The sequence below is a fragment of the Paraburkholderia bannensis genome, assembly GCF_014200455.1.
Taxonomy (GTDB): Bacteria; Pseudomonadota; Gammaproteobacteria; order Burkholderiales; family Burkholderiaceae; genus Paraburkholderia; species Paraburkholderia bannensis_A.
In genome coordinates, this window is the sequence record NZ_JACHBW010000011.1 from 1 (window position 1) to 16,774 (window position 16,774).

Genomic DNA, 16,774 nt, shown 5'->3' on the forward strand with positions numbered 1-16,774 from the left:
CGCTCTCGGACTTCCGGGGAAAACTTGGTTACCTTCTTGTTCATGGCTCCATTCTCTCAAGAGTTGGAGCCTCCACAAAACCCGGGGCGGTTCACACTGCCCCGAATTTTTGATTCTTCATGATTTTCTGGCGCGATTTGCGCCTGTCCGAATTGAACCACTCATTTACCTCAACCTGACCTCAGAAAGTGGGATGTCACCGCCAACAACCATATGCATGCCGGGATACAGAGGATGCTATGGGCGCCAATAGCGACGAATGCTGGGCCTTGAACTAACATTGATCGTCGTTTCGTGCGCTGCAGAAGACGACCGGCCCAGATCATGCCCATGAGCGAAGTCAATCCCGCTACGAAAGCTCTAGCGACCATCGCTCCCATGAAGCGGGTGAATGGCAGCTTGTTGAAGTTGATCTGATACAGGGAGACGAACATCGCAATTTCGAACAGTGCCAGAAGGAGCGGCCCTATTCCGGGATGACCGCAGCATGCCTTGACGGCATGATCTTCAGCGCTTTGATCGCCTTCGGCCACTTCAACATTTTTGTGCGAGTCCTGCATAGTCCCAGCCATATACTTTTCTTCAAAACAGCCAATTAAGGCAAAAAATCGCGTAAAACGCTACGCGCTTTTTGCGAGATCGTGGGCGTCGTCAAAGACACTGATAGTCCGCGCCACGCCACGAATTACTACGGCTTGAAATCGCGTTTCCCGCCAGTCGGTTTATTCTCGGTGCCATCATCCGGTTGATCGTCCTGCCCGACATCGGCAACATCACCCCCAACCGAATTCGCCGTCGAAATCGCTGCCAGCGTGCGATTACGCATCGCCAAAATCTGCGCGTCAAAATGCTTCATGATGCGCTTGGCAACCGATTCGACACGAGGTGCTGCGCCCCGCGCCGACAGGCAAACCATAGAATACGGTGCAAACTCGGCATCAGGGCTAAGTCTTGCGGCATTCTCCAGGAAAGTTATGACGTCCTCTTCGCTTGCAAAGGCCCCGCGCGGCTCGTGAGGTGTCTCGCGTGACGAAGGCGCACTGGGATCGAGCGTGCGCTCGACAAGCCATTCGGCGAAACGCACGGCAATCTCTCGCAAATCCGCCGTCACACTTGCTGGGGCTTCAGTAAGCCTGCTCACCGGCGTCACTGGCACGAATGGAATCTGGTGCGCATACTGCGCGTAGAAAGCAAACGAGCCTTCTTCCGGTTTGTGTTGCAGACGAAGTCGCTCAGACTGGTAGCCGACGGTGTCGTTGTACTGGTCATAGTGGAGCTTGTAAACTGCCTCTTGCTCCTTCAATACGTATTTGACCGCTTTTCCCTGAAGCCAGAACAATTGGATACGCGGCTTAAGAGGTTCGTCATCGTTACCCAAATCTAGGACAAGCAGCAGATCTGCTCCCAGCGTCGCTTCCTTGCTCCCCGGCATTTTGTGTGCCCAAATCTCGCTCAGCACGAGCTCAAGCGGTGCGCTCCCGTTCGGTATGTATTTCATGAGAGTCATGAGCATCGTGAGCTTGCTAACAAACTCCTTCGTCTGCCAATCTTCTCCGTTTATTCCGCTACGCGGGTCGCCACATACATACGACGACGACGCCGCGATGCACCAGTAAAGCGCCCATTGCGTCGCCGAAGCAAACTCCGACTTTTCAAGCAGCGAGCCGGGCAGGATGGCTCCCGATTCTAAAAAGCATCCTGCTAACGCCTCGCTGCGTTTGACAATGCCCTGCGGAATCTTGGCGTGCAGTTTCTCGTCCGCCTGAAAAGCTGCAAGTTCGGGCGTGAGCCAGCGAAGTTCGGCCATCGGATTGGTTGCCATATCGCGCGTTTCGCTCTGGTCGTGTTGGTTCATGTCTCGTTCTGGTATAGGAACAGGGGCAGCGGCCTGTTCACAGCGGACGGTGATCACCGCACTGTCATTGAAACGGCTGACCTGCGGGCCCCGACTACATATCCCCGTCATTTCGCTGCCAGATGCAATTCTTGACGCAAATAGATTGGCCGAGCACGACATCCGCGCAGCCAGTCTATCAAAGTACCTGCAAAAGCCAGATGGCGCCTACGGAGGCGCCCCCCTGCCCACGTCCAGGATCCGGCGCGCTGAATCGCTGCCACCGTCAAACACGTTACGCAAAGGCTCGATAGAGCCAAAGTTGTTATCGATCCAATATGCATATATATCTCCAATGAGCAAGAATTCAGTTCGTCTTGCTCACCTTAATGCATAACTCGGTTTGATATTTGCCGCTCACGTCGATCCATCGCGTAACCGCCTTCCGCTGCCCGCGGCGCTCAGTGTCGGATGTCGCGAAATAGCGCTCCCGTGAACGCGGTTGGATACATTAGGATCTTCATTCTGTCTTACAGTTCATAACTTCATGCGATCGACGATCATCGCAACGCGCCAAGCACTGACAGCCTAGCTAGCACCGGTTCGCGCTGCATCGCGGCGTGTTTGAGGCTAGCTTCTTCCCGTTGGTTTTGACGTTTCGCAGATTCAAGCGACGTTTGCGCGGCGACGGCGTCCTGATTGACGGAAATCTGCAGGTAGGCATCCCACGAGCAGCCGAAATGCATTCGGCAAACCACATCGCTCCGCTGATCGGTTGCTTCTTGCGTATCCGCGTTCATGAGCCACGACGCCTCTTCTGCTGTCGGCTGCAGAAGCTCCCGATCGCATTGGGCGTAGGCGACCGCTTGTAGAATTTCTTTGAAGCTGGCGAGATGGGTTTGTAGATGGATGCCCTGCCGGTTCGGCGAGTACGCGAACCAGCCCGAAGCCGGTTGCGTCGCGCACGTAGACCCATAGCCGGCCGTGCGGGTCTTCCTGTGGCCCCGTGAGAGTCCTGGGATCGGCGTATCATCCGCGTGCAGCTTAGTAGAGGTCCTGCGTAGCGGCGCAACGCCTCTGTTAGCGTGGCGTATACGCTGGGCGAGAATGGTCTGATTGCCCTTCCGCATAGCCAAAGAAAACACGAGGCGAAACGCTACCCGCCTTAAGCCTTTGATTCCGGCCGCGGGAAAGCATAGTATTACTCGATCGCCGCATCATCCCGCGCTCGCCTTTTCGAAGAAGCGAAACTTGGTCACGAGAGCGAAACAGCAGGTCAGAGTTCTGCCCGAGACGCCAATTTTCCCCGAAAAATCGGCACTTCATCATGCTATTAAGATAAGTATTCTTATCATAAGGTATGCGTTTATCGATTAAACTCAAATATATGAAAACGCGTCACATCCCGCTGCCCGCTCCGCCCCGTCCTGACGATAACGATTCGTCCGGTTTCCCCGATGCTGCCGAACTGGCCGTCCTACGCGCGTGGTACGCCGGCGTGGCCGTGCGTCCCGCGGTCGAGCGCTATCTGCCTTCGGCGCTGGGTGACGGCAAATCGGCACGCGGCGTGCTCGGCCGGATCCGGCGCCGGCTGGTCGCGCTCGCGCGTGCTGCACACCGTGACGATCTGGCCACCCTGCTCGATCATCCTGCGCAAGAGCGGACGCAGCAAGCGAAAGCGGTCGCCCAGGCGATCGAAGCCCTCCGCACCACACGCCCACCCGAGCCCCAGATCGCCGACGACATCGCCCAATGGTTTGCACCGCGTGCCGTGCGGGCGCTGCAGGCGTATGGCATCACGACGCTCGCCGATCTCACCGTGCGCATTCCGCGCCGCCGCCAGTGGTGGAAAGTCGTGCCTGGGCTGGGCGCGGCGAACGCGCAGGCAATCGAGGCGTTCTTCGCCGCGTGGCCGGCGCTCACCGAGAAGGCGCGTGCGCTGATCGTCGCCAGCCGGCAAAGTCCCATCGTGCCATGGGAATCGATCAGCCTGCCAAACGAGGTTGATGGCTCCGAAGGCACCTTCCGTGCCCCCCCCGCCACCTGCACGCTCGATGCGACCAACGACTATCAGGCCGTCCAGACCTGGCTTGCCTTGCTCGAGTCACCTGCGACGCAACGCACCTACCGCAAGGAAGCCGAGCGGCTGATCCTGTGGGCGATCGTCGAGCGCGGCCGGGCACTGTCCTCGCTCACGACCGAGGATGCCATAGCCTACCGTGCCTTCCTGCGCCATCCCTCGCCGCGCGGCCGCTGGGTCGGGCCGGTGCGCCCACGAAGCTAACCCGACTGGCGGCCGTTCAACGGGAGCCTCTCCGCGCGCTCGGTCGCGCACGCGCTGTCAATCCTGGGCGCCCTGTTCCACTGGCTCATCGAGCAGCGTTATGTGCTGGCCAATCCGTTTGCGGGGGTGAAGGTGTGGGATGCTAGTGGGCCGGGTGTGCTCGATGCATCTCACGCATTTGCCGAGGGCGAATGGGCGCTCACACGCACGATCGCGGATGGACTGGAGTGGTCCCACGGCTGGTCGGCGCCGGCGGCGCAACGTGTGCGCTTTCTGCTCGATTTCGGCTACGCGACGGGTCTGCGTGCCAGTGAACTCGTCTGCGCCACGCTCGGGCACGTCGAAACCGATCCGCGCGGCGATCACTGGCTACGCGTGACAGGCAAAGGGAAGAAACTGGCGCGCGTCGCGCTGCCGCCGCTCGCGTGGGACGCGCTTGCGCGCTATCTGGCTGAACGCGGGCTGCCAGTCACGCAGCGGCACTGGCGGCCGGACACGCCCATCATCGGCAGTCTCGAGGCGGACAGTGGCAACGCGATCAGCAGTGTGCGCCTGTGGATGGTGATGCGGCGTTTCTTCCTGCTCGCCGCAACAGCGATCGAGGCCGATCACACGCCGCTCGCGGAGAAGCTGCGCCGCGCGAGTCTGCACTGGATGCGGCATACGCATGCCACCCACGCGCTCGGCCGCGGTGCGGAGCTGACGACCGTGCGGGACAACCTGCGACACGCCTCGGTGTCAACAACATCGATCTATCTGCACAGCGACGAGGTCAAGCGCGCGCGGCAGATCGGGGATGCGTTTTCGGGCCGCAAGTAACGACTGCGACTCCCGAATCGGCTCACCTCTCCCGAGAGCGCGTAGGAGGCAGCTCGCTCGCGCTGGAAATCCGACACCCTGCAGACGGATGCAGCCGTCAGGCTGTTCGCAAAGGATTACCGCAACTGATCGTTAGATGCGTTTATGACAGACGTGCTTTGCTGCGTGCGGCAGTGCGCACTGGTGGGCCCGCAAGATCCAGGCGCTCGGGCACGAAGTGGTGCTGTTGCATGCGAAGTTCATTCGGCCGTTCGTGCAGACGAACAAGACCGACGCAGCAGATGCTCGGGCGATCTGGACGGCGATCCAGCAACCGGGGATGCGAACCGTAGCAACGAAGACGGAAGACCAGCAGGCCATGCTCGGTCTTCACAGGATGCGCTCGCTGCTCGTCAAATTCCGGACGATGCAGGTGAACCAGTTGCGGGGATTGCTATACGAGTTCGGTGCATCGTTCCGCACCGGTCGTGTCGCAGGACTCAATGAGATCCGCGCACGCATGGTTGAACTTGGGGACACCCTGCCGGGAATCATGATCTCCTGCCTGCAGGACCAGCTGAGGCGCGTCGACGGGATCGAGCAGAATATCGACCAGCTTGAAAAGCAGATAGGAGCATGGCACAAGCACGAAGCGGCCTGCCGGGCGATCGCTGAGGTGCCTGGCATCGGTAGACTCACGGCAACGGCGCTGGTGGCTACAATCGGGGACGCCAAAACGTTTAAATCTGGCCGCGAGTTTGCGTCGTTTCTCGGACTGGTTCCACGTCAAAGCTGTCAACGCCGACTGAATCCTGACCCACGGTCAGTTTTGCACGCGCCTCAACAGTCAGACGGCATCAGGCGGCTGGAGGCGATGCGGGCCCGGCTCGTGGCGGCGAGCCCAGCGGGGAATACCGCTGCGAACACCTGTACGGAACGCCATGCACAGGCGCCGCACCAGGACACTGGGACGGTTCGTGGCAGCAAGAATGCCCCGGTGGGCTCACCCAGCCAGCAGCCGGAGGAAACCACGTTGTGCCGCAATGTGGAATCTGTACATCACGGCGCACGGGCAACCGGGCCCACCATCGAAACCACGGCACGCCCGCGTGGCGCTCAAGCAGCGGCACCGCTTTCACCTGACGACTTCGTCGATGTGAAATATCGCGAAACCGCGCAGACGGTCCCCGTCCGGCGAAGGTGGGGCGCACGCGCGTGCTGGTTCGTCGCCGGCGTGATCGCTGCGGCGTTGCTGTCAGCACTCGCGTACCGGATCCATGTGGGCGCAGCGGGTAGCGTCGTAACACCGGCCAGTCCGCTTGCCGGCATCGTTCACGCGATCGACGGCGGGTTGTCTGGCGAGATCGCCAGCCACAGCATCACGCTGCGCACGAACGCCGGCATGTCGTCGCTCGTGATCCTTATTGAAGGCATGTTCGGGCCCGGGCAGGCCACCCTGTCCCCCTCTTCCGTGCCCGTCATCGCACAGATCGGCAGGACGCTCGCCGCAGCGGGTTCACGCGTGCAGATCAGGCTGACGGGCTACACCGATAACGTCGCGCCCGACCCCACGCCAGGCGTTTCCAACCTGTCGCTCTCCACGCAGCGCGCACAGGCCGTCATGCAGGCGCTTGTACTGGCTGGCGTCGCACCTGGGCGCATGAACGCGGGCGGTCAGGGTGAAATGTCTCCGCTTGACGACAACCGGACCCGTGAAGGGCGTGCGCGTAACCGGCGCGTCGAGATCATCGTGGAGCCCGCACCCTGAACGGACGCGCACATGGATGGAAGTGCGACCACGGGCCACGAACCGGGTCGGGCTGGGGGAATCGTCGTGACCGTCATGGTAAAGCAGGACCGGTAGGAATCCTGAACGTGAGATCGACTCCCCGATTGTTCCCTGCACCCACCAGATGGAGCGTGCATCATGCCGATAAACGCTAGACTCCGGGCTGTCAAGGCTGCGCAATCAGGAGCGACACGAAACGGACCAGCCGCTGCTCGATTTGCTCTCGAACTGAACCGGGCAATCGACGCCACGCAGCGCGCGTACGGACCGGCCTTCGAGGGGTTGCTAGCACCGGTACGCTTTCGCGCGGCTGGTGCTGTCGAATGCTGGGACGCCGTATGGCGCACTGCGGGCAAGCCCGGATCGATGATGGGAAGGTGCGTTGCCGATCGTGACTGGCCGTGCTCGACTTCGTGAAGCGCTTCGCGGCGTTCCTCCGGGGGAGTCGTCTGGACTTCACAGAGGGGCGGCACCAAAGGAGCCGAATACGGCACAGGGCTCCGCCATCGACATGCTTAATCTGGCGTTCTGGCGACGCGACGTCATGCTGTACGAATCTACCCCGGCGCTTCATCGCCTGATGGAGGAAAGTGATGTCGGCGATGACATTCCGGCCGCCGCACTGAGGCTGCCTGCCCCCGCGATCTGCGTCCTGCCGCCCGCCGACGAGCGCAGCTCTCCCGGCGGTCTCGCCGCGGTCATGGCGTTCGAGCACGCCGTCAAAAAAGAGGATGGATCGTTCAGCTGTTAGCGCCGATGGATCAGCGTCACAGCGTGGCAAAGTGGGGCGGACGCTTCGCCGGCGAAGAAGGCGGTCACTGGGCCACGCCGGGCCGCCAAAGGGAAAAAGGGAAAACAGAGGTAAACGAAGCGCGGGCCCTGAGTGCGGAACCTGTCCGCATTTTTTTTGCAAGGCGGTTTTAAAAACTCACCCACGGGCGGCGGTGAAGCGCTCCTCGGACAGAATCGCGAACTGGTTCATGGCAGATTTCCAGTTGAAGGTCGCCCGCACGGATTTCGTTAGCATATTTCGCAGTGCCAGCCAGAGCAGCTTGATCGCTGCTTCGTCATTGGGGAAGTGCCCTCGCGTCTTGATGATCTTGCGCAGTTGCATGTTGAGGCTCTCGATGGCGTTCGCGACCGGTACGATATAGCCGGTGCCTCACGGTCCCGCGCCGTGCAGTTCTGGCGTATGGTGTAACCATCCGGGACAAGGGGCACTGGGGAGCACTTTGGGTGGGTAATCCCCCCGCTCTTAACGAGAGTCAGAAGTAGATGCTATGCGGCGGCATCAGCCGCTGTTTCGGTGTTACCCCACCAAGGCCCATGTTGGGGCGCTCATGATTGTATTGCCCGGTCCACTGCGTGGCGAACTGCTGGAGCCGCAATGAAGATAACGCATCGTGTGTTTATGAAATGAAATCCAATAAAAAAGCAAAGGCCGATCATCAGACCGGCCCTTGCGCTCACATAGCGTCATTCAATCCCACATTCAAGCGCTCCGTGTTCTCGGGCGCCACGCCACAACCGTGCCCGACAGCGCCGGCAACGAACGCATCCCGAGCGTCGAGACCACTTTTCGCACCCGTCGAACGCCGCCGAAGTCGACGCCAGCACCGCGACCACCGGCCACGGCTACCGGATTCAACCGCGCCGCGCCGCCAGTCGTCGCACCACCGACACCAGCGCATCCACTTCATCGCAGGTGTTATAGAACGCCAGCGACGGCCGCACCGTTGCCTCCAGACCGAAGCGCCGCAGGATCGGCTGCGCGCAATGATGGCCGGAACGTACCGCGATGCCCTCTTCGCTGAGTGCGCGGCCCACTTCCTCGGTCTGATACCCGCGCAGCACGAACGACAGCACGCTCGCCTTGTCGCGGGCCGTGCCCACCAGACGCACGCCGGGGACGGGCGCAAGCACACTCGTAGCGTAGGCGAGCAGATCGTGCTCGTAACGCGCGATATTCTCGATGCCGATGCGAGTGACGTAGTCGAGCGCGGCGCCCAGCCCCACGGCGTCGGCGATATTGCCAGTGCCCGCTTCGAAGCGCGCGGGCGGCGGCTGGAACAGCGTGCGCTCGAAGGTGACGTCGGCGATCATGTTGCCGCCGCCCTGCCAGGGCGGCATCGTTTCGAGCACCTCGCGCTTGCCGTAGACCACGCCGATGCCGGTCGGACCATAGATCTTGTGGCCCGAGAACACGAAGAAGTCTGCGTCCAGCGCGCGCACGTCCACACGCAGATGCGAGATCGACTGCGCGCCGTCCACCAGCGCCTTCGCGCCTACGGCGTGGGCCATCTGCACGATCTGCGCGACCGGCACGACCGTGCCCAGCGCGTTCGATACCTGGGTGACGGCCGCAATCTTCGTGCGCTCGTTGAACAGCTTGCGGCATTCATCGAGCCGCACCTGGCCCGATTCGTCAACGGGTATCACCCGCAGCGTCGCGCCCTTACGCGCGGCAAGCTGCTGCCACGGCACGATGTTGGCGTGATGTTCGAGGTGCGAAACGACGATCTCGTCGCCTGGCCCCACGTTCTCCTCGCCCCAGGACTTCGCGATCAGATTGATCGCCTCGGTGGTGCCGCGCACGAACACGATTTCATCGGGCGAGGCCGCGCCGATAAAGCGCTGCACCGTCTCGCGCGCCTGCTCGTAGGCATCCGTCGCGCGACCCGCCAGCGTATGCGCCGCGCGATGGATGTTGGAGTTCTCGTGCTCGTAGAAATACGCAAGGCGCTCGATCACGGCCCGCGGCTTGTGCGTGGTAGCGGCATTGTCGAGCCAGACCAGCGGACGGCCGTTCACGCGCTCGGCGAGGATGGGGAAATCGCGGCGCACCGCATCCACGTCGAAGGGCGCGCGCACGGCGGCAAATGGCGCGGTGCGCGCCTGATCGCGCGGATGCGCCGCTGCACGCGCTTCGTCGAGCGCGTAGTGCGAGCTTTGCGCTGGGTGAAGATCACGTGCGTCGTTTGCGCGTAGCCCTTCGCGATGCAACGGCAGCAGATCGCGCAGATCGTCTTGCGTGGGCAGGCCGAAAGCGCGCGGATCGGCATGCAGCGCGGGCGCATCGTACTGCGTGGCCACATGAGCCGCGGCGGGCGAACCCGCGCGCAATGCGTCGTCGAGAAAATAGAACGGCGACGCGCTCGCCCCGCCCTGCTTCGGCACACCGAGCGCTGCGCCGCCCGCGCGCGGTTCGAGTGCGGGCAACACCGATACCGCCTGATCGGGCAGGCCATTCTGCGCGGCGGCATGCGGCGCGAGTGCCGGTGCGCGGTTGCCCAGCGAGAGCACATGCGTGGGCGCACCCGGCAGCAGGTTGGCGCCCGGCACGCGGCCTTGCGGCAGTGTCAGCCCAGGCACACCGGTGCCCGTGCCGCCCGGCCCCGCCAGCGGCGAGCCCGGCGGCGCGAGGTTGCTCACCGACGCGAGCGCAGGCGCGGCGGCCGGCAACGCGCCCGGTACCCCCCCCGTCGCGCCGCTACCGGCTGCGATCTGGGGTGCGCCCGGCTGATGAAGCGCGCCCACGCCACCCGGCGGCGCGCTGAAGAACGCGTTCGCCAGCTGGGCAAGCTGGGCCGGATCGGGCAAGCCGCCAGGCAGAGGCACGGGATTACCGGTAGGTGTCTGCATAGTCATGGTACTTGCCGATTTCCACTTCATCGAGAACCGCGAGCGCGTCCGGCGAATGCACGGCGAGCGAGCAATACAGCGAGATCAGATACGAGGCGATCGCCTGATTGTTGATGCCCATGAAACGTACCGACAGCCCCGGCCCCTGTTCGCCCGCCACGCCCGGCTGATACAGCCCGACCACGCCCTGGCGCTTGTCGCCCACGCGCAGCAGCAGGATCTTGGTTTTGCCGTCGGCGACCGGCACCTTGTCGGACGGAATCAGCGGAATGCCGCGCCAGGTGATGAACTGCGAACCAAACAGGCTGACCGTGGGCGGCGGCACGCCACGGCGCGTGCATTCGCGCGCGAACGCCGCGATGCCCAGCGGGTGCGTGAGGAAGAACGCCGGTTCTTTCCAGACCTTGGTAAGCAGTTCGTCGAGATCGTCGGGCGTGGGCGCGCCGGTCAGCGGGAAAATGCGCTGCTCTTCCTCGACATTGGCAAGCAGGCCGTAGTCGGGGTTGTTGATCAACTGGCTTTCCTGCAGCTCCTTGATGGTCTCGATCGTGAGACGCAACTGCTCCTTGATCTGATCGTGCGGACTGCTATACAAATCGGAGATGCGCGTATGCACGTCGAGCACAGTGCTCACGGCATTGAGGAAATACTCGCGCGGATTTTCCTCGTAAGGCACAAAGGTGGTCGGCAGCGTGCCTTCGTCCTCGCGCGCGGTGCAGGTCGCGCGCACGGCTTCCGGGTCCTTCACCTGGTTCAGGCGATAGATACCAGCTTCGACCGGGACCCATTGCAGCAGATGCGTCAGCCAGCGCGGCGTGATGGTGGACAGCTGGGGGACGGTCTTGGTGGCATTCGCCAATTGCCGCGCGGCGTTATCGCCGAGCGCGTTCTGGCCGTTCAAATTCGTGGACATTGAATGAGGACTCCGGTTGCTTAGAACGAAAACAGCTTTGCTTATGAAAAGAGATGATTACGCGTGGTGATTATTCAGGCCCCTGATCGCCGGCTCAACCTGCTATAGACACCAAACGTCTGGCACGCTTCAATGTGCAGGCGCGCAGGTGCCTGCCACGCCGATACCTCAGCGTGGAAATGACGGCTATAGCGGATTATTGGCTAGAGATTGAGCGACGAGCGCGGCGAAAGATACGCACTGCCAACGAGCGCGCCCAGCAGATCGGCGACGCTCATATCCAGCGCCAGAGCGATTTTTTCGACCGTGACAATGGAGGCGATCACCGTGCCCCGTTCGATCTCGCCGACATAGGTGCGATTGAGCCCCGCATGCTCCGCGAGCCGCTCCTGCGACCACGCGCGCGACTCGCGCAGCCGCCGCACGGCCACGCCGAAATCCTGCACGATGGCGTTCATGATGCGATGCCCGCGGGCTGCGTTCCGGCTTCCTTCGCCGGCCTGGCGGCGCGTGTGGGATCGGGCTGGCGCGTCTCGTTGCGCGAAATCGCCTGCGTGATGTGCGCGCCCGGCGGCACGCTTTCGGTGAGCCACACATTGCCGCCGATCACCGCGCCGCGCCCCAGCGTGACGCGGCCCAGGATGGTTGCGCCCGCGTAGATGACCACATCGTCCTCGACGATCGGATGGCGAGCGAGTCCTTTTTCCAGCTTGCCCGCCGCATCGCGCGGGAAGCGCTTCGCGCCCAGCGTCACGGCCTGATAGACCCGTACGCGCTCGCCAATCACTGCCGTTTCGCCAATCACCACGCCAGTGCCGTGATCGATAAAGAAGTTGGAGCCGATCTGCGCGCCCGGATGAATGTCGATGCCGGTGGCCGCATGCGCCAGCTCCGAGATGATGCGCGCAAGCAGCGGCAAGCCCAGCCGATAGAGTTCGTGCGCGAAACGATGATGGATCATCGCCAGCACGCCGGGATAGCAGAGCAGCACCTCGTCGACGCTGCCCGCCGCCGGATCGCCATCGAAAGCCGCCAGCACGTCGCTGTCGAGCAGCACGCGGATCGACGGCAGACGTTGCGCAAAGGCATGAATCGCCGCTTCGGCGCGCTGGTCGATTTCATCGTGGTCGGGCTCGTCGCGACGCGCGCGATAGCGTAATTCCAGCCGCGCCTGGGACAGCAGTTTGTGCAGGCCAGCGTCGAGCGCGTGGCCTACATAGAAGTTTTCGCTCTCCTGCCGAAGTTCGGGCGGCCCGAGCCGCATGGGAAACAGTACGCCCTTGAGCGTATCCACGATCTCCGCCAGCGCCTCGCGCGCCGGCAACTCGCGGCCACCCGGTTCCAGCGAACGCTGCTGCACCTCGCGCCACTGCTGGCGCACGGTTTGCAGCGTCTCTACGATTTCCGCTACACGAAACACAGTCACGCTCGTTACTCCCCGTTTTACAAGCCTGGCCGCGCCACACCCGTTGCAGCGCGTTCCCTGCGGCGGTTGTCAGGTTGACGAGGCCGGCTTAATCCTGCTTCCACGGCAAGCCGTGAAAACGCCAGCCGTTTTGTCTGCCCCGCTGCCCCGACGCATCCAGCTCGCCTTCGAATCCTTCGCTCACGTTGAACACGTGGGTAAATCCCGCCTTCGCCGCGGCCTCGGCGGCCTGCGCCGATCGATTGCCGCTGCGGCACAGCAGCAGCACCACGGCGTGCTTGCCCGTTCTGGCTTCGAGTTCGCGTACGAAGCGCGGATTGCGCGTGAGGCTCGTGCCGGTCGCCCAGGCGACATGCAGCGTGTCAGGCACGTGCCCCACGAAACGATGTTCTTCCGCCGTGCGCACGTCCACCAGCACAGCTTCGCCCGCCTGATGCAGGCTCCACGCCTGGCGCGGCGTCACGCTGCCCGCATAGGGCAGACCGGCGGCCTGCGCCGCCTGCTGCGCGGCTGCCAGATCGGCATGCAGCGGCTTTTCCAGAATCTCGACCGTCATAGATGTCTCCATGTGCTCGAAGCCGCCGCGTTGCCACCGGCGCGCTTCGGTTCGACTTCGTCCGCCGTCTATAGACGGCAGGAGTCCACTATGCGGTTGCCCGACGCTGCTTCCAACCAACAAAATCTGCTAATTAAATGAGCAGCCTGCTTCGATGCTGTTTCGATTCTGTTTCAATGCCGTGGGGTTACGCGACGTGCCGTATGATGCGCTATCGCTTTTGCGCCCGTTTTTGCGCCCTTTTATCGCCATGACCCATCTGACTCCTTACAGCGCGCTCGCCGGAGGCCTGCTGATCGGCCTCGCGGCGTCCTTGCTGCTCTGGCTCAATGGCAGGATCGCCGGCATCAGCGGCATCGCACGCCAGTTGATCTGGGGCGAACGCCGCGAGCGCGCCTGGCGGGCCGCATTCCTGCTCGGCCTGGTCGCGGGCGCCGCCGCCTGTTATGCGCTGGCCCGCGTGTTCGGCCATGCCGATCTCGCGCCGCAAGCCCGGGTGGGCTTTCCGCCGGCGCTGTTAATCGTTGCGGGGCTCCTGACCGGCTATGGCACCGCGCTCGCGCACGGCTGCACGAGCGGACACGGCGTCTGCGGACTGGCCCGCTTTTCGCGTCGATCGGCGCTTGCCACCGGCGTATTCCTCGTCACGGCAATCGCCACGACGTTCGTCGTGCGCCACGTACTGGGGCTGCAATGAACCCGCTGACACTGCTGGCAAGTCTTGCGAGCGGCCTGCTGTTTGGCGGCGGTCTCGCGCTTTCGGGCATGACGCGCCCACAAAAAGTGCTGGGTTTTCTCGACGTGCTGGGCGCGTGGGACGGCAGCCTGCTGTTCGTGCTGGGCGGCGCGGTGACCATCGCCACCCTCGCGTTCCATTTCATCCTGGGCCACAAAAAGCCGGTGCTGGCCGAGCGGTTTTCGCTGCCGGACACCAGGGCCATCGACGGCAAGCTGATCGCGGGCGCGGCGATCTTCGGAATCGGCTGGGGCGCGGCGGGCTATTGCCCCGGCCCCGCGATCGCGCTGCTCGCGCATCCGAACATCGAGGCGCTCTATTTCCTGCCGTCGATGATCGCGGGCTGGTGGATTTATCGCCGCACGGCCGGGCGCACGCAAACCCGGCCATAGGCGGCGCGCCTAGTCGAGCGGGATCTCCGGCACAAAGGGAAAGAGCAGCGGCGTGAAGCTGGAATGGAAGTAGCCGTGGCTCGCATAGAGCGCGGCACGCTCGGCCTGCTCGTGGGCGTCCGGGCGTTGCGCCCGGGCTTCGATGGGGTCGCGCCTGAAGATATTCCACAGGCGCCAGGCGATGGGATTCGACATGACGATGTCCTCGCGGGATGGCATATCGACCAATCTAGTCAGCGCCTGCGCAACAGCCAACCAAGCATTTCTCCGATGCTTAGCAGGTCGGTCGACCGATGCCCTACGTCGGCGTCGGCGTCGGCGTTGTCACCATCGGCAAGGCGGGATCAGCGGCCCATTCCTGCAGGGAGCCGTCGTAGATCGATACGGCGTCGTGGCCCGTCAGGGTGAGCGCAAGCGCATCCACGGCCGCGGAAATGCCGCCGCCGCAGTAGACGCAAACCGCTTGTTCCGACGCGAGCGCACCGAACGCAACGCGTAGCGCCGATACCGATGCATAACGCCCGCCCGCATCGAACAGGTTGCGCGCAGGCAGATTCACACTGCCGGGAATATGCCCGCGCCGGGCGTAGCGGCTAGCGGCTTTCCCCGTGAACATATCGGCTGAAAGCGCGCACACGAGCGCGGTGCGCGTGCGGCCCGCGACGATGGCTTCGATATCGGCCCGGTCGGCCCACATGCCAGGGCGGGCGTGCACTTCGAAGCTCGCTGCTGCTGGCGTCGCATGGGGCGGCCCGCTCTCGACCGGCAGCCCGGCCTCGCACCATGCGCGCCAGCCGCCGTCGAGCACGCGGGCCTCGATGCCGATCCAGCGCAGCATCCACCAGAGCCGCGCGGCCCAGAAACCATCGCTGCGGTCGTAGATCGCGACCGGCGAAGCCGGTCCGACGCCCAGCGCCGCAAGCCCCTGCGCGAGCGCTTGCGGCGCGGGGCGCATGAACGAAAGCGCCGCGTGCGGCGCGGCAAGGGCTTCGGTGAGATCGGCGTGGCGCGAGCCCGGCACACGCTGCGCGAGCCAGCCGTCGTAACCGCTTGCGACCCGATAATCGCCATCGAAACGCGGCGAAGCTAACTCCACCTGCGCATCGAGTACGACGAGCCCCGGCTCGCCCAGACGCGCGGCCAGTTCCGCCGCCTCGATCAGGATATGAGCGCGGCGCGCCGCGTCATCGTGCTGCTGATTGCTCATGCCCGGTCCTCCTCGCGGCGGCGCGAACGTAGCCACGCCAGCAGCCGTTGCCCGTCGTCCTGCGCGAACCAGCGCGCGTGTCCCAGCAGATAGCCGTCGTAGGCCGCCGCAACGCCAGCCTCGTCGCCGAGGATATCGTCGAAATATTCGACTTCGAGCAGCGCGAACTCCGTATGCACGATGGGCAGCAGCGCGATCAACGCTTCGTATCCGGCGTCGCTCAAGGGCGCGAGCGATTCGTAGCCGTCGAGCAGCGCGGCGATGTGCGCGTACTCCACCGCGCAAGCCGCCGGGGCCGCCAGCCAGTCGATGGCGTTGCGTTCGATGGCGAGCGCGAGGTCGTAGACGGCGCAGGTGCGATCCGACAAACCGAAGTCGAGGACGGCACGCACCTGCGCGCCGGGCGTGGCGTCGGTCCACAGCAGGTTCGAGGCGTGCCAGTCGCCGTGGGTCCAGAGCGGGCGCAACGCGGGCAACAAGGGCGCGAGCCGCGCGTGCGCGGGTGCGATGATTTCGGCGATATCGGCGCGCCAGTCGTGCTTCGCCAGCGAACGCGCGAGACCTGGCTGGGCCTGCACCCACTGCTCCAGCGCCGGTTCGAGCGAGGGCGAGCCGATCACCCGAAAGCTCGACAACAGCGGCTGCAACGTGCGCGCGGGCGCGTCGTAGTCGGCCGCCGCCAGATGCAGGCGCGCGAGCGTGCGACCTGCCGACCACGCATGGCTCGCATCGAAAAACGGCTTCCACGACATCACGCCGCGATACGCATCCATACCGGGCGCGGCGGCGTGCACCTCCCAGGTCCAGTCGTCGCGCGTGATGGCCGTGCGGCCCGCCCGATCCGCGAGCACGTCGGCGACCGGCAGGCCGCGGCTGCCCAGGTGAGCGATGAACGCGTGTTCTTCGGCCAGCCCCGCCGCGCTGCGCAGGCGGGCGTGATGGCGCTTGACGAACCACGCGCGGCCATCGAGCGTGTGCGCGAGCACCGCCGACGAAAACGGCCGCGGGCTGTGCCAGGCAATCTTCGCGAGCGGCGCAAGACCGGCATAGTCCGCCAGCAGGCGCTCGACCTCGTCGCGCGTGATGAGCGGCCAGTCGCGCACGGTTTTCTCGCCGTCGACGGTGAATTGCGGCGCGGCGTGCGGGGTGTCGTTCGGGGTGTCGTTTGATGTATCGGAAGTCATCGGCGGGATCGCT

At 63.9% G+C, this 16,774-nt stretch carries 15 protein-coding genes and 4 pseudogenes; 6 read left to right on the forward strand and 13 right to left on the reverse strand.

Annotated elements, in window-relative coordinates; genetic code table 11:
- Nucleotides 1–170: 170 nt before the first annotated feature.
- From F4827_RS18785 to F4827_RS35375, 4 genes and pseudogenes are all read right to left on the reverse strand, one after another.
- Nucleotides 171–560: a hypothetical protein gene (locus F4827_RS18785; RefSeq protein WP_221303732.1), complete on the reverse strand. Its 390-nt coding sequence runs from the start codon at nucleotides 558–560 to the stop codon at nucleotides 171–173.
- Between the two features lie 128 nt (nucleotides 561–688).
- Nucleotides 689–1,855 (reverse strand): hypothetical protein, encoded by a 1,167-nt coding sequence (locus F4827_RS18790; protein ID WP_183725850.1) that lies wholly within the window; start codon nucleotides 1,853–1,855, stop codon nucleotides 689–691.
- A gap of 539 nt (nucleotides 1,856–2,394) precedes the next feature.
- A complete protein-coding gene (locus F4827_RS35370; protein ID WP_260175295.1) occupies nucleotides 2,395–2,634 on the reverse strand; it encodes a hypothetical protein in 240 nt (79 codons plus the stop codon).
- 108 nt (nucleotides 2,635–2,742) lie between these two features.
- Nucleotides 2,743–2,964: pseudogene (locus F4827_RS35375) on the reverse strand (IS66 family transposase); the annotation flags it as partial.
- A 257-nt stretch (nucleotides 2,965–3,221) separates the two neighbouring features.
- Here F4827_RS35375 and F4827_RS18800 point away from each other — a divergent pair.
- The 4 genes and pseudogenes from F4827_RS18800 to F4827_RS18810 all read left to right on the forward strand — a co-directional run bounded on the left by F4827_RS18800 (nucleotide 3,222) and on the right by F4827_RS18810 (nucleotide 7,456).
- A pseudogene (locus tag F4827_RS18800) lies at nucleotides 3,222–4,937 on the forward strand (phage integrase family protein).
- A 163-nt stretch (nucleotides 4,938–5,100) separates the two neighbouring features.
- Nucleotides 5,101–5,709, forward strand: a pseudogene (locus F4827_RS18805) (IS110 family transposase); the annotation flags it as partial.
- 639 nt (nucleotides 5,710–6,348) lie between these two features.
- Nucleotides 6,349–6,684, forward strand: coding sequence for an OmpA family protein (locus tag F4827_RS35380; RefSeq protein ID WP_260175319.1), 336 nt, complete (start codon nucleotides 6,349–6,351; stop codon nucleotides 6,682–6,684).
- A gap of 532 nt (nucleotides 6,685–7,216) precedes the next feature.
- A complete protein-coding gene (locus F4827_RS18810; RefSeq protein WP_183725854.1) occupies nucleotides 7,217–7,456 on the forward strand; it encodes a hypothetical protein in 240 nt (79 codons plus the stop codon).
- Nucleotides 7,457–7,633: 177 nt separating this feature from the next.
- On the opposite strand, the pseudogene F4827_RS18815 reads toward F4827_RS18810, so the two are convergent.
- From F4827_RS18815 to F4827_RS18840, 6 genes and pseudogenes are all read right to left on the reverse strand, one after another.
- Nucleotides 7,634–7,855 (reverse strand): annotated as a pseudogene (locus F4827_RS18815) (transposase); the annotation flags it as partial.
- 494 nt (nucleotides 7,856–8,349) lie between these two features.
- On the reverse strand, nucleotides 8,350–10,353 hold the full coding sequence (locus F4827_RS18820) for a family 2A encapsulin nanocompartment cargo protein cysteine desulfurase (RefSeq protein WP_183725856.1): 2,004 nt from the start codon (nucleotides 10,351–10,353) through the stop codon (nucleotides 8,350–8,352).
- Nucleotides 10,328–11,260: a family 2A encapsulin nanocompartment shell protein gene (locus tag F4827_RS18825; protein ID WP_167057710.1), complete on the reverse strand. Its 933-nt coding sequence runs from the start codon at nucleotides 11,258–11,260 to the stop codon at nucleotides 10,328–10,330. Before F4827_RS18825 ends, F4827_RS18820 begins: the two co-directional genes overlap by 26 nt.
- 203 nt (nucleotides 11,261–11,463) lie before the next feature.
- A complete protein-coding gene (locus F4827_RS18830) occupies nucleotides 11,464–11,718 on the reverse strand; it encodes a helix-turn-helix domain-containing protein (protein ID WP_183725858.1) in 255 nt (84 codons plus the stop codon).
- Nucleotides 11,715–12,686, reverse strand: coding sequence for a serine O-acetyltransferase EpsC (epsC, locus tag F4827_RS18835; RefSeq protein ID WP_183725860.1), 972 nt, complete (start codon nucleotides 12,684–12,686; stop codon nucleotides 11,715–11,717). Before epsC ends, F4827_RS18830 begins: the two co-directional genes overlap by 4 nt.
- An 88-nt stretch (nucleotides 12,687–12,774) precedes the next feature.
- The gene (locus F4827_RS18840) at nucleotides 12,775–13,242 is read right to left on the reverse strand and encodes a rhodanese-like domain-containing protein (RefSeq protein WP_183725861.1); all 468 of its coding nucleotides are present in this window, start codon (nucleotides 13,240–13,242) and stop codon (nucleotides 12,775–12,777) included.
- A 250-nt stretch (nucleotides 13,243–13,492) separates the two neighbouring features.
- Here F4827_RS18840 and F4827_RS18845 point away from each other — a divergent pair, with 250 nt between their 5' ends.
- The gene (locus F4827_RS18845; RefSeq protein ID WP_183725862.1) at nucleotides 13,493–13,939 is read left to right on the forward strand and encodes a YeeE/YedE family protein; all 447 of its coding nucleotides are present in this window, start codon (nucleotides 13,493–13,495) and stop codon (nucleotides 13,937–13,939) included.
- Nucleotides 13,936–14,370 (forward strand): DUF6691 family protein, encoded by a 435-nt coding sequence (locus tag F4827_RS18850; RefSeq protein ID WP_183725863.1) that lies wholly within the window; start codon nucleotides 13,936–13,938, stop codon nucleotides 14,368–14,370. Before F4827_RS18845 ends, F4827_RS18850 begins: the two co-directional genes overlap by 4 nt.
- A gap of 9 nt (nucleotides 14,371–14,379) precedes the next feature.
- Here the strand turns inward: F4827_RS18850 and F4827_RS18855 are convergent, their stop codons facing one another.
- The 3 genes from F4827_RS18855 to F4827_RS18865 all read right to left on the reverse strand — a co-directional run bounded on the left by F4827_RS18855 (nucleotide 14,380) and on the right by F4827_RS18865 (nucleotide 16,761).
- Nucleotides 14,380–14,565: a hypothetical protein gene (locus F4827_RS18855; RefSeq protein ID WP_183725864.1), complete on the reverse strand. Its 186-nt coding sequence runs from the start codon at nucleotides 14,563–14,565 to the stop codon at nucleotides 14,380–14,382.
- Nucleotides 14,566–14,668: 103 nt separating this feature from the next.
- Nucleotides 14,669–15,577, reverse strand: coding sequence for a sulfurtransferase (locus F4827_RS18860; RefSeq protein WP_183725865.1), 909 nt, complete (start codon nucleotides 15,575–15,577; stop codon nucleotides 14,669–14,671).
- Nucleotides 15,574–16,761, reverse strand: a complete 1,188-nt coding sequence (locus F4827_RS18865) for a phosphotransferase enzyme family protein (RefSeq protein WP_183725866.1) — start codon at nucleotides 16,759–16,761, stop codon at nucleotides 15,574–15,576. Before F4827_RS18865 ends, F4827_RS18860 begins: the two co-directional genes overlap by 4 nt.
- Between the last annotated feature and the right edge of the window lie 13 nt (nucleotides 16,762–16,774).